The sequence below is a fragment of the Acidovorax sp. sif1233 genome (assembly GCF_019218755.1).
Lineage (GTDB): Bacteria > Pseudomonadota > Gammaproteobacteria > Burkholderiales > Burkholderiaceae_C > Acidovorax.
This window is the reverse complement of record NZ_JAHUWZ010000001.1, coordinates 1,063,251-1,084,265: the sequence shown is the minus strand read 5'-3', so window position 1 is coordinate 1,084,265 and position 21,015 is coordinate 1,063,251. Positions and strand designations below refer to the sequence as shown.

At 67.8% G+C, this 21,015-nt stretch carries 19 protein-coding genes; 15 read left to right on the top strand and 4 right to left on the bottom strand.

Going from position 1 to position 21,015, the window contains the following annotated elements; translation table 11 throughout:
• The 7 genes from ribH to tolA all read left to right on the top strand — a co-directional run bounded on the left by ribH (window position 1) and on the right by tolA (window position 4,911).
• Window positions 1-465 carry a 6,7-dimethyl-8-ribityllumazine synthase gene (gene ribH / locus KW843_RS04885; RefSeq protein WP_218293956.1) on the top strand — a complete coding sequence of 155 codons (465 nt, stop codon included), beginning with the start codon at window positions 1-3 and terminating at the stop codon, window positions 463-465.
• Entirely contained in the window at window positions 462-1,040 is a 579-nt protein-coding gene (gene nusB, locus KW843_RS04880; RefSeq protein ID WP_218293955.1) for a transcription antitermination factor NusB, read from the top strand. Before ribH ends, nusB begins: the two co-directional genes overlap by 4 nt.
• A 102-nt stretch (window positions 1,041-1,142) precedes the next feature.
• Window positions 1,143-2,327, top strand: a complete 1,185-nt coding sequence (locus KW843_RS04875) for a pyridoxal phosphate-dependent aminotransferase (RefSeq protein ID WP_218293954.1) — start codon at window positions 1,143-1,145, stop codon at window positions 2,325-2,327.
• A 4-nt stretch (window positions 2,328-2,331) separates the two neighbouring features.
• Window positions 2,332-2,751: a tol-pal system-associated acyl-CoA thioesterase gene (gene ybgC / locus KW843_RS04870; RefSeq protein ID WP_218293953.1), complete on the top strand. Its 420-nt coding sequence runs from the start codon at window positions 2,332-2,334 to the stop codon at window positions 2,749-2,751.
• Window positions 2,748-3,461: a protein TolQ gene (tolQ, locus tag KW843_RS04865; protein ID WP_218293952.1), complete on the top strand. Its 714-nt coding sequence runs from the start codon at window positions 2,748-2,750 to the stop codon at window positions 3,459-3,461. Before ybgC ends, tolQ begins: the two co-directional genes overlap by 4 nt.
• Before the next feature lie 18 nt (window positions 3,462-3,479).
• Complete coding sequence (locus tag KW843_RS04860; RefSeq protein ID WP_056170151.1) at window positions 3,480-3,908, top strand: ExbD/TolR family protein; 429 nt, start codon at window positions 3,480-3,482, stop codon at window positions 3,906-3,908.
• 31 nt (window positions 3,909-3,939) lie between these two features.
• Window positions 3,940-4,911 (top strand): cell envelope integrity protein TolA, encoded by a 972-nt coding sequence (tolA, locus tag KW843_RS04855; protein WP_218293951.1) that lies wholly within the window; start codon window positions 3,940-3,942, stop codon window positions 4,909-4,911.
• A gap of 121 nt (window positions 4,912-5,032) precedes the next feature.
• Here the strand turns inward: tolA and KW843_RS04850 are convergent, their stop codons facing one another.
• Entirely contained in the window at window positions 5,033-6,373 is a 1,341-nt protein-coding gene (locus KW843_RS04850) for an MFS transporter (RefSeq protein WP_218293950.1), read from the bottom strand.
• Between the two features lie 312 nt (window positions 6,374-6,685).
• Between KW843_RS04850 and cyoA the strand changes: the two genes are divergently transcribed.
• From cyoA to KW843_RS04815, 7 genes are read left to right on the top strand one after another with little or no spacing between them, the layout of a single operon-like run.
• A complete protein-coding gene (gene cyoA / locus KW843_RS04845; protein ID WP_218293949.1) occupies window positions 6,686-7,747 on the top strand; it encodes a ubiquinol oxidase subunit II in 1,062 nt (353 codons plus the stop codon).
• Between the two features lie 58 nt (window positions 7,748-7,805).
• Window positions 7,806-9,812: a cytochrome o ubiquinol oxidase subunit I gene (cyoB, locus tag KW843_RS04840; protein WP_218293948.1), complete on the top strand. Its 2,007-nt coding sequence runs from the start codon at window positions 7,806-7,808 to the stop codon at window positions 9,810-9,812.
• The gene (cyoC, locus tag KW843_RS04835; protein WP_218293947.1) at window positions 9,805-10,449 is read left to right on the top strand and encodes a cytochrome o ubiquinol oxidase subunit III; all 645 of its coding nucleotides are present in this window, start codon (window positions 9,805-9,807) and stop codon (window positions 10,447-10,449) included. The genes cyoB and cyoC overlap by 8 nt, the downstream gene beginning before the upstream one ends.
• A 2-nt stretch (window positions 10,450-10,451) precedes the next feature.
• Window positions 10,452-10,871: a cytochrome o ubiquinol oxidase subunit IV gene (gene cyoD / locus KW843_RS04830; RefSeq protein WP_218293946.1), complete on the top strand. Its 420-nt coding sequence runs from the start codon at window positions 10,452-10,454 to the stop codon at window positions 10,869-10,871.
• Between the two features lie 4 nt (window positions 10,872-10,875).
• Complete coding sequence (locus tag KW843_RS04825) at window positions 10,876-11,691, top strand: SURF1 family protein (RefSeq protein ID WP_218293945.1); 816 nt, start codon at window positions 10,876-10,878, stop codon at window positions 11,689-11,691.
• Window positions 11,672-12,997: an ATP-binding protein gene (locus KW843_RS04820; RefSeq protein WP_218293944.1), complete on the top strand. Its 1,326-nt coding sequence runs from the start codon at window positions 11,672-11,674 to the stop codon at window positions 12,995-12,997. Before KW843_RS04825 ends, KW843_RS04820 begins: the two co-directional genes overlap by 20 nt.
• Window positions 12,998-13,005: 8 nt before the next feature.
• On the top strand, window positions 13,006-13,557 hold the full coding sequence (locus KW843_RS04815; protein ID WP_218293943.1) for a response regulator transcription factor: 552 nt from the start codon (window positions 13,006-13,008) through the stop codon (window positions 13,555-13,557).
• Window positions 13,558-13,596: 39 nt separating this feature from the next.
• Here the strand turns inward: KW843_RS04815 and KW843_RS04810 are convergent, their stop codons facing one another.
• Window positions 13,597-14,391 carry a sulfite exporter TauE/SafE family protein gene (locus tag KW843_RS04810; protein ID WP_218293942.1) on the bottom strand — a complete coding sequence of 265 codons (795 nt, stop codon included), beginning with the start codon at window positions 14,389-14,391 and terminating at the stop codon, window positions 13,597-13,599.
• A 194-nt stretch (window positions 14,392-14,585) separates the two neighbouring features.
• Between KW843_RS04810 and KW843_RS04805 the strand changes: the two genes are divergently transcribed.
• Complete coding sequence (locus KW843_RS04805; protein WP_218293941.1) at window positions 14,586-15,476, top strand: LysR substrate-binding domain-containing protein; 891 nt, start codon at window positions 14,586-14,588, stop codon at window positions 15,474-15,476.
• Between the two features lie 125 nt (window positions 15,477-15,601).
• Here KW843_RS04805 and KW843_RS04800 read toward each other — a convergent pair whose 3' ends face one another.
• Together KW843_RS04800 and acnB are read right to left on the bottom strand one after the other, a co-directional pair.
• Window positions 15,602-18,193, bottom strand: coding sequence for an ankyrin repeat domain-containing protein (locus KW843_RS04800; RefSeq protein ID WP_218293940.1), 2,592 nt, complete (start codon window positions 18,191-18,193; stop codon window positions 15,602-15,604).
• Between the two features lie 192 nt (window positions 18,194-18,385).
• On the bottom strand, window positions 18,386-20,971 hold the full coding sequence (gene acnB, locus KW843_RS04795; protein WP_218293939.1) for a bifunctional aconitate hydratase 2/2-methylisocitrate dehydratase: 2,586 nt from the start codon (window positions 20,969-20,971) through the stop codon (window positions 18,386-18,388).
• Window positions 20,972-21,015: the final 44 nt, after the last annotated feature.

Below are 21,015 nucleotides of genomic sequence, written 5' to 3'. Positions count from 1 at the left end.
ATGTTTGGCGCAGAAAAAGGAACAGCGGACAAGCTGGACGGCAAGAAGCTGCACATCGGCATCGTGCAGGCCCGCTTCAACGAAAGCATCACCAATACCCTGGCTGCGGCCTGCCGTGCCGAGCTTCTGAACCTGGGCGTGCAGGAAAAGAACATCCGGCACGTGCTCGTGCCCGGCGCCCTCGAGGTGCCCGTGGCCCTGCAGGCCATGGCCGAAAGCGATGAGTACGACGCGCTGATCGCCCTGGGCTGCATCATCCGCGGTGAAACCTATCACTTCGAACTGGTGGCCAACGAATCCGGCGCGGGCGTCACGCGCCTGTCGCTGGACTACCAGATCCCGATTGCCAACGCCATCATCACCACCGAGAACCTCGATCAGGCGGTGGCCCGCCAGACCGAAAAGGGCACCGATGCAGCCCGCGTGGCGGTGGAAATGGCCAACCTGCTGGACGAACTGTCATGAGCGAAAACACCCCCACGCCCTCCTCGGCGCGCCCTCCCAAGCAGGGCCGCACCGGGCTCAAGTCCACGGGCACGCGCAAGGCCGCCTCCAAGTCCAACCGCAGCCGCGCGCGCGAGTTCGCGCTGCAGGCGCTCTACCAGCACCTGGTGGGCGGCAACGACGCCCACGCCATCGACGCGTTCACGCGCGACCTGGCCGGTTTTCACAAGGCGGACTCGGTGCACTACGACGCCCTGCTGCACGGCTGCATCGCCACCGCCGCCGACATGGACCTGCTCATCACCCCGCTGCTGGACCGCAAGATGGCCGAAATCTCGCCCATCGAGCACGCCACGATGTGGATCGGCGTGTACGAGTTCCAGCACTGCCTGGACGTGCCCTGGCGCGTGGTGCTCAACGAGTGCATCGAACTGGCCAAGGAATTTGGCGGAACCGACGGCCACAAGTATGTGAATGCCGTGCTCAACGGCCTGGCCCCCCAGCTGCGCGCGCTGGAAGTGGCGGCGGACAAGGCTGGCGGCGCGGCGGCCGCCCCCACCGCCCCCCCATCCGGGGCATCCGCTGACGGCGCCTGAGCTCCCGGGCGCGCCGGGCCGCCACGGAGCGGCGGCGGGCGCGCCCCCATTCCCCCTTCCATTTCAAACGACACCCGGCCAGCACGGGCAGGACGCCTTTCCATGAAGTTTTCCACGCGCGCCGAGCGCATCGAACCGTTCTATGTAATGGAGGTGGCCAAGGCCGCGCAGGCCCTGGCGCGCGAAGTGGCGGGCACGCGCGAGCCGATGATCTTCCTGAACATCGGCGAGCCGGACTTCACAGCGCCGCCGCTGGTGCAGGAGGCCGCGATGCGCGCCGTGCACGGCGGCGCGACCCAGTACACCAACGCCCTCGGCCTGGATGCGCTGCGCGAACGCATCAGCGGCTGGTACCAGGGCCGCTTTGGCGTGAACGTGCCCGCGCGCCGCATCGTGGTGACGGCCGGCGCCTCGGCCGCGCTGCAGCTGGCGTGCCTGGCGCTCATCGAATCGGGCGACGAGATCCTGATGCCCGATCCCAGCTACCCGTGCAACCGCCACTTCGTGAGCGCGGCCGAGGGCAAGGCCGTGCTCGTGCCCACCACGGCCGCCGAGCGCTACCAGCTCAGCGCCGACAAGGTGCGCGCCGCCTGGGGCGAAAAAACCCGGGGTGTCCTGCTCGCATCGCCATCGAATCCCACGGGCACCTCCATCGCCCCCGGCGAGCTGCGCCGCATCCACGACGTGGTGCGCGCGCACGATGGCATCACCCTGATCGACGAGATCTACCTGGGCCTGTCGTACGAGGAAGAGTTTGGCCACACGGCCCTGGCCATCGACGACAACATCATCAGCATCAACAGCTTCAGCAAGTACTTCAACATGACGGGCTGGCGCCTGGGCTGGATGGTGGTCCCCGAGGCCATGGTGCCCGTGGTCGAGCGCCTCGCGCAAAACCTGTTCATCTGCGCGAGCACCGTGTCGCAGCATGCCGCGCTGGCGTGCTTCGAGTCCGAGAGCATCGCCGAGTACGAACGCCGCCGCGCCGAGTTCAAGGCCCGGCGCGACTTCTTCATCCCCGCGCTGCAATCGCTGGGCCTTTCCGTGCCCGTGATGCCCGACGGCGCCTTCTACGCCTGGGCCGACTGCACGCAGGCCGCACAGCGCCTGGGCGTGAACGGCAGCTGGGACCTCGCGTTTGAGCTGATGCGCCGCGCCCACATCGCGGTGACGCCGGGGCGTGACTTCGGCACGGCAGAGCCCGAGCGCTTCATCCGCTTCTCCACCGCGAACTCCATGGCCCAGCTGCAGGAATCGGTGGAACGGCTGCGCAGGCTCCTCGGGTGACACCATGGGCTTTGAGTTCCCCATCCGCGTCTACTGGGAGGACACCGATGCCGGCGGCATCGTGTTCTATGCCAACTACCTCAAGTTCTTCGAGCGCGCCCGGACCGAATGGCTGCGCTCGCTGGGCGTGGGCCAGCAGCGATTGCGGGAACAAACCGGCGGCATGTTTGTCGTAACCGATGCGCAGCTGCGCTACCACCGGCCCGCCCGGCTGGACGATGAACTGATTGTTACCGCCGCCCTGCGGGCCCCAGGCCGCGCATCGTTGACAATAGTGCAGCAGGCGCTCCTGAAACCAGAGCAGATGACCGAACAGCCTCCCCTGTTGCTGACCGAAGGCACCATCCGCATCGGATGGGTCGATGCCGCGACGATGCGCCCTGCAAGAATACCGAGCACCCTCCTGGAACAACTCTCACCATGAACTCCCAAAACATGTCCATCATCTCCCTGGTGCTGCACGCCAGCTGGGTGGTGCAACTCGTGATGCTGCTGCTCCTGGGCGTGTCGGTCGCCAGCTGGGCGGCCATCTTCCGCAAGCTGTTTTCCTTGAAGCGCGTGAAGACGCTCAACGACGACTTCGAACGCGAGTTCTGGTCGGGCACCAGCCTCAACGACCTGTACGCCAGTGCCGCGCAGAACGCCAAGCAGGCCGGCCCCATGGAACGCATCTTCGCCAGCGGCATGCGCGAGTACCAGAAGCTGCGCGAGCGCCGCATCGTGGACCCCGGCACCCTGCTCGACGGCGCACGCCGCGCCATGCGCGCGAGCTTCCAGCGCGAGATGGACGTGGTCGAATCCAGCCTGTCGTTCCTGGCCTCGGTGGGCTCGGTCTCGCCGTACGTGGGCCTGTTCGGCACGGTGTGGGGCATCATGCATGCGTTCACCGGCTTCGCCGGCATGGAGCAGGTCACGCTGGCCACCGTGGCGCCGGGCATCGCCGAAGCCCTGGTGGCCACCGCCATCGGCCTGTTCGCCGCCATCCCGGCCGTGATCGCCTACAACCGCTTCGCGCGCGACATCGACCGCGTGGCCACGCACCAGGAGACCTTCATCGAGGAGTTCTCCAACATCCTGCAGCGCAACCTGGGCGCGCACCCGGCGGCCCCCGCCCCATCGGCCTCCGGCCACTAACCGCAGGAGCGCCACACCATGCCCGCCATGGCATCCCGCGGCCGAGGCCGCCGCACCATCAACGAGATCAACATGGTCCCGTTCATCGACGTGATGCTGGTGCTGCTCATCATCTTCATGGTGACGGCCCCCATGCTCACGCCCGGCGTGGTCGACGTGCCCAGCGTGGGCAAGGGCAAGAACATGCCCAAGGTGGTGGCCCAGGTCATCGTCAACAAGGACGGCTCGCTCCAGTTCAAGACGCCCGAGGCCACGCGCAGCCTGAGCCAGCGCGAGATCGGCGATGCCGCCAGCCGCTGGCAGAAGGCGCAGGGCGCGGACAGCGCGAGCGCGGTGGTCATCAGCGCCGACAAGGGTGTGCAGTACGAAAACGTGGTGAAGGCGATGGACGCCCTGCAGAAGGCGGGCGTGCAACGGGTGGGCCTGTCCGTCAAGCAGGGCGGCTGAACCGAAACCGCGCTCCGCACTCTCACCGCCCATGCACGCCCACACCGACCGCGACCAGTTTGCCCCGCCCCGCCCGCCGGCACGCCTGCGCGCCATCACGCTGGCGGTGCTGGTGCACGCGGTGCTGATCGGCGCGCTGACCTGGGGCGTGAACTGGAAGAGCAGCGCCGACCAGCCCGCGGTGGAGGCCGAGCTCTGGGCCGCCGTGCCCCAGCAGGCCGCGCCCCGTGCCGTGGAGCCCCCACCGCCGCCGCCCGCGCCCCCCGAAGTCCGCACCCCCACGCCGCCGCCACCACCGCCACCGCCACCGCCCCGCGCGGTGGAACCGCCGGACACGCGCGAGGCCGACATCGCCATCGAGCGTGAAAAGAAGCGCCTGGAACAGGAAAAAAAGGCCCGCGAACAGCAGCAGGAGCGTGAAAAGCGCGAACGTGAACGCAAGGAAGACGAGCGCCGCGACCGCCTGGAGCAGGAGAAGAAGGAACGCCTGCAAAAGGAAAAGGAAAAAGAGCAGCGTGAAAAGCAGCTGGCCGAGCAGAAGAAGGCCGAGCAGGACAAGCAAAAGAAGCTGGCCGAAGACAAGCGCAAGGCGGAAGAAGCCACCAAGCGCAGGACAGAGGCCGAGGAAAAGCAGCTGGCCAAGCAGCGCGAGGACAACCTGCGGCGCATGCAGGGCCTGGCGGGCGCCACCGGCAGCGAAAATGCCACCGGCACCGCGCAGCGCAGCGCCGGCCCCTCGGGCAGCTACGGCGGCAAGGTGGCGGCCAAGGTCAAGCCCAACATCGTGTACCCCGATGCGATCTCGGGCAACCCACGCGCGGAGGTGGAGGTGCGCCTGTCGCCCGATGGCACCATCGTCGGCAAGCGCCTCGTGCAGTCCAGCGGCAACAAGGCCTGGGACGAAGCCGTGCTGCGCGCGCTGGACAAGACCGAGACCCTGCCGCGCGACGTGGATGGACGCGTGCCGCCTTCCCTGACCATCGGTTTCAGGCCGCAGGACTGAGCCGCCCCCAAAACAAAGCGCCCGGTACTTCCGGGCGCTTTTTCTTTGGCTTTTTGGACCTCCAGCGCTTGATGGCCAAGCGCCAGAAGCTATCTATTCGATAGCAAAATACCCGCCATTGCTACCGGTCGCGCCGCTCCATGCGGCGGTTCAGATTGAGGGCACCCAATGTGCAGGCCACGCCGGACAGCAAATACACCGTCACCGCCAGCAGCCCGAATCGGGAGGACAGGTACAGGGCCACGAGGGGCGCGAAGGCGGCGCCAATGATCCAGGCCAGGTCGGCCGACAAGGCGGCGCCCGTGTAGCGGTACTGGGGCGAGAAATTGGCAGTCACCGTGCCAGAAGCCTGGCCGTACGACAGGCCCAGCAGCACGAAGCCCAGCAGCAGGAACATGGTGCTGCCCACCTCGCCGGAGTTGAGCAACACCCGCGCCATGAAGCTGAACACGCCAATCATCACCGCCATGCCGCCCAGCAGCTTGCGGCGGCCCAGGTGGTCCGACAGCCAGCCCGACACCATGATGGCCCCCGCCGCCAGGAAGGCGCCCACGATCTGCACCCCCAGAATCTGCGTGACGGGTTGTTCCGAGTACAGCGTGATCCACGACAGCGGGAACACCGTGACCAGATGGAACAGCGCAAAACTCGCCAGCGCGGCGAAAGCACCCAAAAGCACATTGCTGCCTTCGTCGCGCACCACGCGGCTCACGGGCACGGGCTGCAGTTCGCGCTCCTGCAGCAGTTCGGCGTACGACTGGCCCACCACCAGGCGCAGGCGGGCGAACAAGGCCACCACGTTCACCGCGAACGCCACGAAGAACGGATAGCGCCAGCCCCAGGCCAGGAATTCCTCGACGGTGAGGCTGCTGTACAGATAGGCAAACAGGCCCGCGGCCAAGACAAACCCCAGCGGCGCGCCCAGCTGCCCGATCATGGCGTACCAGCCCCGGCGGTGCCGGGGGGCGGACATCGCCAGCAGCGACGGCAGGCCGTCCCACGAGCCGCCGAGCGCCAGCCCCTGGCCGATGCGCAGGATCAGCAGCGCCACGATGGCGGTCATGCCCACGTCCTTGTAACCCGGCAGGAAGGCCATGGCCACCGTGCACACCCCCAGCAGGAACAGCGCGATGGTCAGCTTCGTGCCCCGGCCCCAGCGCCGCTGGATGGCCATGGAAATGGCCGTGCCCACGGGCCGCACCACGAACGCCACGGCCAGCAGCGCAAAGGCGGCGAGCGTGCCATCCAGGCGCGACATGAAGGGAAACAGGAACGACGGGAACACCAGCACGCAGGCGATCCCGAAAACGAAGAAGTCGAAATACTCGGACGACCGCCCGATGATCACGCCCACGGCGATTTCGCTGGGAGTGACATCTTCATGCGTGTCCGCCCGGGAGAGAGAGGCTGGGCTTTCTTCGAAGCCGGCCGCGGGGTAGGTGGCAGAGGCGGGGCTGCTCATGAACAGGACTCCTTGTCGTTGTCGGAAAAAACCAGGACGGCTGGGCTCGTCCGCCTGATTTTCAGGGATCGCGCTGCCCGCAAAGGCACCGGGTACCTAGGTTTTACCCGCAAGCCTGCCCCGGGACAAGTACGCCTGGGCCAGGGCGCCGTGCAGGACAACGCCGGCTCTGCCCCCATGCCCCGGATGGGGGCAACAACCTTTGACCCTGGACAAAATGTCCAATGGACAAAAAAGCTAGCGATATTACATTCTGCGGTATCCCGACATCCGCGTTTACCCTCGAATCAACGCCTTGGTAACGCCTTTCACATGTTCAAACTTCCTCACTTTCGCGGGCCTGCCTGGCTCGCCGCCGCTGCTGCCCTGGGCGGCTTGGCCGGCTGCAGCAAGGCGGTGGTCCTCAACCCGGCGGGCGACATCGCGGCCCAGCAGGGCCACATGGTCATCCAGGCCACCTTGCTGATGCTCATCATCATCGTGCCGGTGATCGCCCTCACCCTGTGGTTTGCCTGGAAGTACCGCCAGAACAACACCGCCAACACCGAGGAAGACTACGACCCCGACTGGCACCATTCCACCACCCTGGAGCTGGTGATCTGGACGGTGCCGCTCATGATCATCATCGCCCTGGGCGCGCTGACCTGGATCGGCACGCACAAGCTCGACCCGTACCGTCCGCTGGACCGCATCTCGGCCACCAAGCCCCTGGACACGCAATCCACCCCCATGGAAGTGCAGGTGGTGGCCATGGACTGGAAGTGGCTGTTCCTGTATCCCGAGCTGGGCATCGCCACGGTCAATGAACTGGCGGCGCCGGTGGACCGGCCCATTCTCCTGAAGCTCACGGCCACGTCCACCATGAACGCGTTCTACGTGCCCGACCTCGCCGGGATGATCTACGCGATGCCCGGCATGCAGACCGAGCTGAACGCCGTGATCAACCAGCCCGGCGTGTTCCACGGCATGGCGTCGCACTACAGCGGCTCGGGCTTTTCGGGCATGACCTTCAAGTTCCACGGCCTGGTCCAGGGCGACTTCGAGCAGTGGGTCGCCAGGGCCCGGTCCGAGGGCAAGCCCCTGACCCGCCAGGCCTACATGGCCCTGGCCAAGCCCAGCGAACGCGACCCCGTGCAGCGCTTTGCCAGCGTGGAAGAAGGCCTGTACGACAAGGTGCTCAACCGCTGCGTCGAGGACGGCAAGATGTGCATGCACCACATGATGGCCATCGACGAGAACGGTGGCGATGCCTACGTGCGCGCCATGGGCCTGAACCTGCCCCAGGACGTGTGCACCTCGCAGAACGCCGCCCAGGTGGTGGCCGCCCTCGAGTCGCGCCACGCCATTTCCACCCGCAGCACCGCCGCCCAATGACTTGCTCCAGCCCCGCCCTGCCGGCCGCCGGCGCCCACGCCCAAGAAGACTGACCGCCATGTCCTCCTCACCTGTTACCGCACCCCACTGGGCCCTGGGCCGCATCACCTGGGATTCCATACCGATGGCGCACGAGCCCATCGTGCTCTGGACCTTTGTCGCCACCGTGCTGGGTGGGCTGGCCGTGATGGCCGCCATCACCAGGTTCCGCCTGTGGGGCACCCTGTGGCGCGACTGGATCTGCAGCATCGACCACAAGAAGATCGGGATCATGTACATGATCCTGGGCGTGGTGATGCTGCTGCGCGGCTTTGCCGACGCCGTGATGATGCGCCTGCAGCAGGCCATGGCCTTTGGCGACAACATGGGCTACCTGCCGCCGCACCACTACGACCAGATCTTCACCGCCCACGGCGTGATCATGATCTTCTTCGTGGCCATGCCGCTGGTCACGGGCCTCATGAACTACCTCGTGCCGCTGCAGATCGGCGCACGCGACGTGTCGTTCCCGTTCCTCAACAACTTCAGCTTCTGGATGACCACGGCCGGCGCCGTGCTGGTGATGGTGTCGCTGTTCCTGGGCGAGTTCTCCACCTCCGGCTGGCTGGCCCTGTCCAACCTCGGCGCGCAGGACCCCGGCGTGGGGCTGGACTACTACATCTGGGCGCTGCAGATCGCGGGGGTGGGCACCACGCTCTCGGGCATCAACCTGATCGTCACCATCATCAAGATGCGCGCGCCGGGGATGAACCTGATGAGGATGCCCGTCTTCACCTGGACGGCCCTGTGCACCAACGCGCTGATCGTAGCCTCGTTCCCGGTGCTCACGGCCGCGCTCGTGCTGATGTCGCTGGACCGCTATGCCGGCACCAACTTCTTCACGAACGACCTGGGCGGCAACGCCATGCTGTACGTGAACCTGATCTGGATCTGGGGCCACCCCGAGGTGTACATCCTGATCCTGCCGTGCTTCGGCATCTTCTCCGAAGTGGTGGCCACGTTCTGCAGGAAGCGCCTGTTCGGCTACACCTCCATGGTGTATGCCACGGTGGTGATCACCATCCTGTCGTACCTGGTGTGGCTGCACCACTTCTTCACCATGGGCTCGGGAGCGAGCGTGAACACGTTCTTCGGCATCACGACGATGATCATCTCGATCCCCACGGGCGCGAAGATCTTCAACTGGCTGTTCACCATGTACAAGGGCCGCATCCGCTTCGAGCTGCCCATGATGTGGACCGTGGCCTTCATGGTGACGTTCGCCATCGGCGGCATGACCGGCGTGCTGCTGGCCGTGCCACCGGCCGACTTCGTGCTGCACAACAGCCTGTTCCTGATCGCCCACTTCCACAACGTGATCATCGGGGGCGTGCTGTTCGGCCTGTTCGCGGGCATCAACTACTGGTACCCCAAGGCCTTCGGCTACAAGCTGGACCGCACCTGGGGCGTGCGCTCCTTCTGGCTGTGGGTGGTGGGCTTCTGGGTGGCGTTCGGCCCGCTGTACGTGCTGGGCCTGATGGGTGTCACGCGCCGTGCCAACCATTTCGAAGACCCGTCCCTGCAGATCTGGTTCGTGATCGCAGCCGTCGGCGCGGCCATGATCGCGGCCGGCATTGCCTGCTTCCTGATCCAGATCGTGGTGAGCTACCTGAAGCGCGAAGAGCTGCGCGACCACACGGGCGACCCCTGGGACGCGCGCACGCTGGAATGGGCCACGTCCTCGCCCCCGCCCGACTACAACTTCGCATTCACGCCCGTGGTGCACGAGATCGACGCGTGGTGGGACATGAAGAAGCATGGCTACCAGCGCCCCCTCGCCGGTTTCCAGCCCATCCACATGCCTGCCAATACCGGATCGGGCGCCGTGATCTCGGCCCTGTCCCTGGTGCTGGGCTTCGCATTGATCTGGCACATGTGGCTGCTCGCAGGCGTGTCGTTCGCGGCCGTGGTCCTGGCGGCCATCATCCACACGTTCAACTACCAGCGCGACTTCCACATCCCGGCCTCCACCGTGGCCAAGACGGAAAACCACCGCACCCAACAACTGCGTGCCAGCCATGTCTGATATCCGATACACCCCCGGCGCGGCAGGCGCCGCCAGCGCGGCGCTCGCGCCGCGCGACTACCACCTGGCGCACGAGCCCCATCCCGAGAACGGCACGGCCCTGGGCTTCTGGCTCTACCTGATGAGCGACTGCCTCATCTTCGCCGCCCTGTTCGCCACCTACGGCGTGCTCGGCCGCAGCTACGCGGCCGGCCCCACCGGCGCGCAGCTGTTCGACCTGACGCTGGTGGCCATCAACACGGCCTTCCTGCTGCTGTCGTCCATCACCTTCGGCTTCGCCATGCTGCGCAAGCAGCTGGGCGACGCCAAGGGCACGCTGCTGTGGCTGGCCGTGACGGGTTTCTTCGGCCTGTGCTTCCTGGGCCTCGAACTCTATGAGTTCGCCCACCTGATCCACCAGGGCGCCACGCCCCAGCGCAGCGCCTTCCTTTCGGCCTTCTTCACGCTGGTGGGCACCCACGGCCTGCACGTGACCTTCGGCCTCGTATGGCTGGTGGTGCTGATGGTGCAGATCGGCAAGCATGGCCTGATCCATGAAAACAAGCGCCGCCTGATGTGCCTGTCGATGTTCTGGCACTTTCTGGACGTGGTCTGGATCGGCGTCTTCACCTTTGTGTACCTGATGGGGGTGCTGTAACCATGAGCGCGCAACACACACACGCACACGATGCCCACGGCCACGGCGATCACCCCCATGAGGTGGGGCCGCACAGCAGCCTGCGCGACTACACGATCGGCTTCGTGCTGTCGGTCGTTCTCACGGCCATCCCCTTCTGGCTGGTCATGGCCAAGGTGATCGCCGACCGCAACACCGCCGTGCTGGTGCTGGGCGCCTTCGCCGTGGTGCAGATCCTGGTGCACATGGTGTATTTCCTGCACATGAACGGCAAGGTCGAGGGGGGATGGACCCTCTTGTCCACCATCTTCACCGTGGTATTCGTGGCCATCGCCATCAGCGGCACGCTGTGGGTCATGTTCCACATGAATGCCAACATGATGCCCGCGCACCCCACTCCCACGCCGCCGGCGCACGAAGCGCCGGGGCATTCGACGCCCTGACACCTTGACGCCAGAGCCCTCCCCCGCGCACGCGCCCTTCGCCCGGCGGCGGCTCCGCCAGGCGGCCCTCGTGCTCGTGGGCATCGCCCTGTTCTCGGCATTTGCCGCCCTGGGCACGTGGCAGGTCCAGCGCCGCGCGTGGAAGCTCGCGCTCATCGAGCGCGTGGAGCACCGGGTGCATGCGGCTCCCGTGGCGGCGCCACCGGCCAGCCAGTGGCCCCGGGTCAACGCGGCAGACCACGAATACCTTGCCGTCACCCTGCAGGGCCGGTGGCTGGCAGACAAGACGGTCCTCACCCAGGCGGTGACAGAGCTGGGCGCGGGCTTCTGGGTCATGGCCCCGCTGCAGCTGGACGACGGCACGCAGGTGCTCGTGAACCGCGGTTTTGTACCGCAGGCGCAGCGCAACCAGTGGCTCACGGGAGGGGCGCAGCCACCCCGGCCCGTGGCCACCGTGGAAGGACTGCTGAGGATCTCGGAGCCTGGCGGCGGTTTTCTGCGGACCAATGATCCCGCGCAGCAACGCTGGCACTCGCGCGACGTGGCCGCCATCAGCCAGGCACTGGGGCTGCCCCGCGCCGCGCCCTTCTTCGTGGATGCGGGCCTGCCCGCCGCTGGCGGCGCGCCTTCCGTGCAGACCTGGCCCCGCCCGGGCATGACGGTGATCCGTTTTTCCAACAGCCATCTGGTGTACGCGGCGACCTGGTACGGGCTCGCGCTCATGGTTGCGGGCGCCGGCTGGTATGTGGCACGCTATGAACGCCGCCGGCATGGCCCTTCCCGCCGCCCCACGACCACCGATGAACCCCCTTCGCCCTGACGCCGCCACCGCCCTGCCGCAGCGCAATGCCCGCTCGGCCGATGCCGCGGCGGGCATCAAGAACCTCCAGCAGCTGATCCAGCTGCGCTGGATCGCCGTGGTCGGACAGGTGTTCACCATCGAGATGGTGCACTACAGCCTGGGCCTGGTGCTGCCGCAGCGCGAAATGCTGCTGGTGGTGGGATGCCTTGCGCTTTTCAACGTGGCCAGCCTGCTGCGCCTGCGCATGGGCCCCGTGGTGGTGCGCAACGTGGAGCTTTTCCTGGCGCTGCTGATCGACGTCGCCGTGCTCACGGTACAGCTCTACCTGAGCGGCGGCACCAGCAACCCGTTCGTGTTTCTGTACCTGCTGCAGATCACGCTGGGGGCCGTGCTGCTGCGCGGCGCCTACATCTGGTCCATCGTGATCACCACGCTGCTGTGCTTCGGCTTGCTGGCCGTCTACCACCTGCCCCTGGAGCTGCCGCAGGACCTGCACCAGGGCCTGTCCAGCCTGTACGTGATCGGGCTGCTGGTCTGCTTCGCGCTCAATGCCACCCTGGTCGTCGTCTTCATCACGCGCATCAGCCTGAACCTGCGCGAGCGCGATGCGCGCCTGGCGGCCGCGCGCCGGCGCCGCGTGGAAGAGGAACACATCGTGCGCATGGGGCTGCTGGCCTCGGGCGCCGCGCACGAGCTGGGCACCCCGCTGTCCACCCTGGCCGTGATCCTGGGCGACTGGCGACGCGATGAGCGCCTGGCGGCCCATGAACCGCTGCAGGAAGACATCGGCGAGATGCAGGCCCAGGTGCAGCGCTGCAAGAGCATCGTGAGCGGCATCCTGCTCTCGGCCGGAGAGACCCGCGGGGAAGCTTCGGTGCAGACCACCGTGCGCACCTTCGTCGATGCCCTGGCAGAGGAATGGCGCAGCACGCGGTCGATGCCGCGGTTCGTGTACGACAACGACTTCGGCGCCGACACGCCCATGGTGTCGGACACCACGCTCCAGCAGATGGTTTTCAATGTGCTCGACAATGCGCGCGACGCCTCGCCGGCATGGGTGCGCCTGGCCATCACGCGCAGCGCCGATGCGCTGCGCATCACCGTCACCGACGCAGGGCCCGGTTTTGCGCCGGGCATGCTGGCAAGGCTGGGAACCCCCTACCAGTCCACCAAGGAGCGCCCCGGGGGCGGGCTGGGCCTGTACCTCGTGCTCAACGTGGCACGCACGCTGGGCGGCAGCGTCACGGCGCACAACCGCCCCGAAGGGGGTGCCGAAGTCACCATAGAGCTGCCTCTGGCAGCGATCGCCTTGCCTGGAGCCTGACGCGCATCATGGATACCGACACAGAAAAAGAAGAACGCCTGTTGCTGATCGTGGAAGACGACGAGGCCTTTGCCCGCACGCTGGCGCGCTCGTTCGAGCGGCGCGGCTACCGCGTGCTGCAGGCCACGGGCCTTCCCGAGGTCGAAACCCTGCTCGCACAGCACACGCCCGGCTATGCGGTGGTGGACCTCAAGCTCAAGGGCGAAGCCTCGGGCCTGGTCTGCGTGCAGAAGCTGCATGCGGCCAGCGAGGCCATGCTCATCGTGGTGCTCACAGGCTTTGCCAGCATCGCCACGGCGGTGGAGGCCGTGAAGCTGGGCGCATGCCACTACCTCGCCAAGCCGTCCAATACCGACGACATCGAGGCCGCCTTCGGGCTCAAGGCGGGCAACACCGACGTGGAGCTGACGAACCGGTCCAGCTCCATCAAGACCCTGGAATGGGAGCGCATCAACGAAGTGCTGGCCGAAACCGGCTTCAATCTCTCGGAAGCGGCAAGGCGCCTGGGCATGCACCGCCGCACCCTCACCCGCAAGCTGGAGAAAAAACAGGTCCGGTAACGGGCCGGCAGGCGAGGAAACAGCGCCCCGCGCAGCGCCCTAGCGCGACGCAAAACCATGCCATGCCAGCACGTCCACCACCATGGCCACGCCCAGGGCCAACAGGCCCAGCATGAGGCTGCGCCGAAACCACACGGGTGACATCCGGGCCCGCAGCCACTGCCCACACGCCATGCCCGCCAGCGCAGGCAGCAGCATCACGACCGACAGCCCCACGGTCGCCACGGGATAGCTCGCGTTGAATGCCAGGCCGGCGGCCAGCGCGAGTGTGGAGACCGTGAAGCTCAGCCCCATGGCCTGCACCAGCGCATCGCGCTGCAGGCCCAGCGCCTGCAGATAGGGCACGGCGGGCACCACGAAAACACCCGTGGCGGCGGCGATGGCACCGGTCGCGAACCCCACCAGGGGCCCCTGCCAGCCCTGGGCCGGCAGGGGCAGCACCCGCCGCGTCCCCGTCAAGCCCCAGGCGCCATACAGCGCGAGGGCCAGCCCCAGCGCCAAGCGCGACCCAGGGCCCGCGGGCGCCCCCAGCCACCACGCGCACAGCCAGGTGCCCAGGCAGATTCCGCATTGCATGCCGCCCAGGCGCCGCACCAGCGGCCACACGGCGGGCCAGGGGCGCATCTGCCAGACATTGGTGACCAGCGAAGGCACCACCAGCAACGCCGCCGCCTGGGCCGGCGGAACCAGCATGGCCAAGAGGGCCATCGCCACCGTGGGCAGGCCCAGCCCCACCACGCCCTTGACCGTGCCGGCCAGCCAGAAAATGGCGGCCGCCCCCGCCAGCCAGCCCGGCGCAATGCCGTGGCCCCACAGCTCGGCAACCCCGTTCATGAGCGCCCCGCCCCGGAAGGCGGCTGATTCATCACAAGTTCCATCGGTATCCCCTGGTCCGAAACCCACCCACCGCATGTCCAGCAACGCAGTGCCAAAGGTCATTGTTTCGGATGGCCCCGCCCCTGGAAATGCGGAAGCCGCGTAGCCCGCCTCAGGCGCGGCCGAAGCCTGCCATGTGGTACGTTTGCCCCATGCGCTTTGACCTCACCGACCTGCGTCTCTTCGTGCACGTGCACGAAGCAGGCACCATCACGGGAGGCGCAGAACGCAGCCACATGGCGCTGGCCTCGGCCAGCGAGCGCATACGCGGCATGGAAGACGCGCTGGGCGTGCCCCTGCTGCTGCGCGAACAACGCGGCGTGCAGCCCACGCCCGCGGGCCACACGCTGCTGCACCACGCGCGGCTAGTGCTGCAGCAGATGGAGCTGCTGCGCGGCGACCTGGGCGAATATGGCGCGGGCCTGGCGGGCCATGTGCGCGTGCTGTGCAACAGCTCGGCGCTGAGCGAGTACCTGCCGCGGGCCATGGCAGGCTTTCTGGCGCGGCACCCGCGCATTTCGGTGGACGTGGAGGAGCGCTCCAGCCAGGAGGTGGCCGACGCGGTGCGCGCCGGGCTGTGCGACATGGGCCTGGTGTCCGACGCGGTGGACCTCGAAGGCCTGTCCACGCGGGTGCTGCGGCCCGACCCGCTGGTGCTGGTGGTGCCCCAGGGGCACGCACTGGCCGCACAACGCAGCGTGGCGCTGGCCGACGTCGCGCACCTGGACTTCGTTGGCCTGGCCGAGGGCAGCGCGCTGCAGGCCCTGGTGGTGCGCCAGGCACAGCGCCAGGGGCGGCGGCTGCGCTACCGCGTGCGGCTGCGCCAGTTCGAGGCGGTGTGCCAGCTCGTGGGGCTGGGCGTGGGCGTGGGCATCATTCCCCGCGCGGCAGCCGCACGCCACAGCCGGGCGCAGCACGTGAAGGCCGTGCGCCTGACCGATGCCTGGGCGGACCGGCAACTGGTGCTGTGCCTGCGCGAGCTCGACGAATTGCCGCAGCATGCGCAGCAGCTGGTGCAGCATTTGCTGCCGGCGCTGGGCTGAAAAGCCTTGGAGCGGCGGCCGACGAAACCCTTCTCGCGCCGCTGCTGCGCCCTGCCGTGCGCCTCGCACCGCCCGCAGTGCGGCGCCCTGGCCGGAACCGCTTCACGGAGCGCGGCCAGCCGCGCCTAGCGCACACGCCCCATCAGCCACCGCTCGGCCTCGGCCTGTTGCTTGAAGCGTGCCCAGTCCAGCGCGGTCTTGCCGTGGGCGTCCGTGCGCGCAAGGTCGATGCCACGGTCGGCGAACCATTGCAGCGCCTCCACGCGGCCCCGGCCTGCGGCCAGCATCGCGGGGGTCTCGCCCCGGCTGGCGGGCGCGGGTTCGTCGAGCGGCTGGCCTTGCGCATCCAGCCATTCGAGGCATGGGATGCAGCCGCCCTGCGCGGCCATGTGCACGGGCCCCCAGTCCCAGCGGTTGCGGGCCGAGAGGCTGGCACCTGCCTGCACCAGGCGCCGTGCCGCCGCCAGATGGCCGCCGTAGAAGGCACGCAGCAGGGCTGTGTCGCCCCGCTCGCTGTCCTTGCGCGTCTGGCGCAGGTCGGGCTGGGCACCCGCGCCCAGCAGCGCCTCGATGTGCTCGAGCTGGCCACGGTGGGCCGCCAGCATGAGCACCGAGGAACCATTGGGCGCGAGCAGGTCGGGATTCGCCCCGGCGGACAGCGCGTCCCGCAGCGCAGGGGCGTCGCCGGCATTCTGTGCATCGAGCAAGCGACCCTCCGCGAGGGAATACGGCACGGCCGGCGCGGTTGCAGCCGAAGCGGAAGCCTCGGCCCCCACAACGCGGCCCACGGTGCGGCCAGCCTGGGGCCCCACGATCCACCAGCCCAGCAGGGCCAGCACCAGCAGTGCCCCCCAGGCCGGGCGGGAATGCTGCGCCCGCGCGGGCCGCTGCATGCCGGCGGCGAAACGGCCCCGCCGGTGCGCCCACGCCTGGCCCAGCGATTGCCCCAGGGCCGTGGCCGCCGCCTCGCCTGCCAGGCCCGGGGTCAGGCGCACCAGCGCACCGCCCGCACCGCGCGCGTACACCGCGTGGTAGCGGTGCTCGCTGCCGCCGCTGCCCGTGGAGTGCAGCAGCTTGTGCACCAGGGTGCGGCTGGCAGCGCCCGGCACCGTGTCGGCGCGCGACCAGAGCCAGGAGTGGCGGCGCGCGGTGATGCCGCCGTCCTGCACGGTCAGGGTCCAGTGGCGGGTGGTCGCATGCAGGGCAAAGGCGGCCAAGGCCATCCACGCGCCGGCGGCAAAGAACCCACGGGGCAGCATCAGCCCCTGCGGGCCCAGCCGGCCATGGATGGCCGACTCCAGCAACAGCGCGGCCAGCACCAGGCCCGCGGCCCAGCGCCAGCCGCCCTGGGCGAATTCGTAGTGCCAGGCCTGCGGGGTTTCCCGCAGCGTGACCGAAGCGGGCAGAGGCCGGGAGCCTTCTTCTTCCTCTTCCTGCTCGCCCAGGGGCACGATGGGAACCTCCTGCTGCCAGGCGGCACGCCGGTCAAAACGATCCGGCAGTTCGTCCCCACCGAAGGTGCGGGGTGCGGCCTGCACGGGAAGGTCGTAAGTCAGCTCGACGGCGCCGTCCGGGTTGTGCAGCAGTTCCACGCGCCAGTCCACGCGCTCTCCCGAGCGCTGGCTGCCGTGCGGGGGCGCATCGGGCGGTACCTCGAAGCGTGCCACCAGCCGCAACCCGCCATCGGACGTGTGCTGCATGCGCGCGGCTTCGGTGAACGACTCCACGCACCGCTCGGGCGAACCGGAGCTCGACTCGTCCACCCGGTACTGGGCCAGGCGCAGTTGCAGGCTGTGCCCCTGCTGGTAGGCGGCGGCGCGCCCGGGGAGCAGCAGGGTCACTTCGAGCGGATGCCCTGCACGCGGTGCTGACGGCAGCAGGACAAGGGTCGCGCCCGCATAGCGCCAGGCCATGTGGGTCTGTCGCACCGCAAGGGCCAGCAGGGCCATTCCGACCAGCACGAACAGGCCGATGAAGGCCTTGGCGAACCAGGGCGACTGCGGGTTGGTCCACAACATGCCGGCCATGGGAAAGGAAATGCCACACCAGAAAAAGGTGAAGAACCAGACGGCGCCCAGCGGGCTGCCGGCAGAGCCCTTGGGCAAGGGGATGGCAGAAACCCCGGCCTGCGGCCCCGGGCGGCCACCGCCCTGCCCCTGCGGCTCCCTGGACGTGCCCAGTCCTGGCAGGGTGGCCAGGAAGACCCAGGCCGCGCCCAGCCCCACCGCAGTGAACACCAGGGCAAAGGGCAGGCGGAACATCAGCAGGGCCCAGCGGATGGAGGGGTCGATGAGGGAACGCGAGGGTTCGCGCGGGTCGACCATGATGGTGATGCGCGCGCCGCGGGCCTGGGCGCCTTGCAGCTGCGAGTGCCAGCGCTGGTGCCAGTCGCCGATGTTGTCGGCCGTCTCCGTGGGGTCGAGCCCGACGCGGGAGCCTTCGTATGGCCGCCCCGCGAATTCATAGCGGTAGCGGGCCCGCACCTGCCAGGTGGTGCCGTCGCCGTCGCTGTGGCGCGCGAGGTCGGCCGCGAGCACCTGGGCCTGCACGGGCTGCCAGCCGCGCACCGCCCACGCTGCCCGCAGGGTCAGGGCCAGCGGCTTGAGCCCGACGAAGTAACCACCCAGGCCAAAGCCCAGGGCGAAGGCGGCGCTGAGCAGCAGCACCGCCAGGCGCGCGCCGAACGTGCCTGCCTTGCCGGTTGTCCCTCTTGCCATGGATGTACCTCCATTTCTTTTGTTGTTGTTATGCGGCAAGCATGCGACTCCATCATGACATTTGCATGACAAAAAAATGTCTGGGCCATGACCACGGCGTGGCAAGCGCGTGGCGCGGCGCACCCGCAACGCCATGAAAAAAGCGGCCCGCAGGCCGCTTTTTGCAATGGATCACTCCCCGGAGGGAAGCAATCAGGCGGCCACGCCGTCTGCCACTTCCTTGAACTCGGCGATCTTGTCGAAGTTCAGGTATTGGTAGATCTTGTCGCCGTTCTGGTTGATGACACCGATGTCGGCCAGGTACTCTTCCTTGGAAGGAATACGGCCCAGCTTGGAGCAGATGGCCGAGAGTTCGGCCGAGCCCAGGTAGACGTTGGTGTTCTTGCCCAGGCGGTTGGGGAAGTTGCGGGTGCTGGTGGACATCACGGTGGCGCCTTCCTTCACCTGGGCCTGGTTGCCCATGCACAGCGAGCAGCCAGGCATTTCCATGCGGGCGCCGGCCGCGCCGAACACGCCGTAGTGGCCTTCTTCGGTGAGCTGGTGCGCGTCCATCTTCGTGGGCGGTGCCATCCACAGCTTGACGGGGATGTCCTTCTTGCCTTCAAGCAGCTTGGAGGCCGCGCGGAAGTGGCCGATGTTGGTCATGCACGAGCCGATGAACACTTCGTCGATAGCGGCGCCGGCCACGTCCGACAGCGTCTTGGCGTCGTCGGGGTCGTTGGGGCAGCAGACGATGGGTTCGGTGATCTCGGCCAGGTCGATCTCGATCACGGCGGCGTAGTCGGCGTTGTCATCGGGTTCGAGCAGCTGGGGATTGGCCAGCCAGGCTTCCATGGCCTTGATGCGGCGGCCGATGGTGCGTGCGTCGGCATAGCCCTGGGCGATCATGTTCTTGAGCAGCACGATGTTCGAGTTGATGTACTCGATCACGGGCTCCTTGTTCAGGCGCACCGTGCAGCCAGCGGCAGAGCGCTCGGCCGATGCGTCGGACAGCTCGAACGCCTGCTCGACCTTCATGTCCGGCAGACCTTCGATTTCCAGGATCCGGCCCGAGAAGATGTTCTTCTTGCCCTGCTTGGCCACGGTCAGCAGACCGGCCTTGATGGCGTACAGGGGGATCGCATGCACCAGGTCGCGCAGCGTGACGCCGGGCTGCATCTTGCCCTTGAAGCGCACCAGCACCGATTCAGGCATATCGAGGGGCATCACGCCCGTGGCGGCAGCGAACGCCACCAGGCCTGAGCCGGCGGGGAAGCTGATGCCGATGGGGAAGCGCGTGTGCGAGTCGCCGCCGGTGCCCACGGTGTCGGGCAGCAGCATGCGGTTGAGCCAGCTGTGGATGATGCCGTCGCCGGGCTTGAGCGAGATGCCGCCGCGCGTGCTGATGAAGTCGGGCAGCTCGTGGTGCATCTTCACGTCCACGGGCTTGGGGTAGGCAGCCGTGTGGCAGAAGGACTGCATCACCAGGTCGGAGCTGAAGCCCAGGCAGGCCAGGTCCTTCAGTTCGTCGCGGGTCATGGGGCCGGTGGTGTCCTGCGAGCCGACCGAGGTCATGCGCGGTTCGCAATACGTGCCGGGCACCACGCCCAGGCCTTCGGGCAGGCCGCAGGCGCGGCCGACCATCTTCTGCGCCAGGGTGAAGCCCTTGCCGGTAGCGGCAGGCACCTGAGGCAGGCGGAACAGGGTGGAAGGCGCCAGGCCCAGGGCCTCGCGGGCCTTGGCCGTGAGGCCACGGCCGATGATCAGCGGAATGCGGCCACCGGCGCGCACTTCGTCGAACAGCACTTCGCTCTTGACGGTGAACTCGGCGATGACCTGGCCGTCCTTCAGTGCCTTGCCGGCGTAGGGCAGCAGCTCGATCTCGTCGCCCATGTTCATCTGGCTCACGTCCAGCTCGATGGGCAGTGCGCCGGCATCTTCCATGGTGTTGTAGAAGATGGGCGCGATCTTGCTGCCCAGGCACACGCCGCCGAAGCGCTTGTTGGGCACAAACGGGATGTCTTCGCCCGTGAACCACAGCACGCTGTTGGTGGCCGACTTGCGGCTGGAGCCGGTGCCGACCACGTCGCCCACATAGGCCACCAGGTTGCCACGGGCGCGCAGGTCTTCGATGAACTTGATGGGGCCGCGCTTGCCGTCTTCTTCGGGCGTGATGCCGTCGCGCTTGTTCTTGAGCATGGCCAGCGCATGTAGCGGAATGTCGGGGCGGCTCCAGGCATCGGGCGCGGGCGACAGGTCGTCGGTGTTGGTTTCGCCGGTGACCTTGAGCACGGTGAGCTTGATGCTCTGGGGCACTTCGGGGCGGCTGGTGAACCATTCGGCGTCGGCCCAGCTTTGCAGCACGGACTTGGCGAAGGTGTTGCCCTTGTCGGCCTTTTCCTTGACGTCATGGAACTGGTCAAACATCAAGAGCGTCTTCTTGAGCGCTTCGGCGGCGACGGAGGCCACGGCCGCGTCGTCCAGCAGATCGATCAGGGGGGTGAGGTTGTAGCCGCCCAGCATGGTGCCCAAGAGCTGCGTGGCGCGCTCGCGGCCGATCAGCGTGCACACCTCGGTACCGTGGGCCACGGCGGCCAGGTAGCTGGCCTTGACCTTGGCGGCGTCGTCCACGCCGGCAGGCACGCGGTGCGTGATCAGGTCCACCAGCGTGGCTTCTTCGCCAGCGGGCGGGTTCTTGAGCAGCTCGATCAGCTCGCCGGTCTGCTTGGCGGTCAGCGGCAGCGGTGGGATGCCCAGCGCGGCGCGTTCGGCCACATGGTCACGGTAGGCTTTCAACATCATTTTTCTCCGGTTGCGTTCTAAAGTGGGGCGGCGCGCGGTGC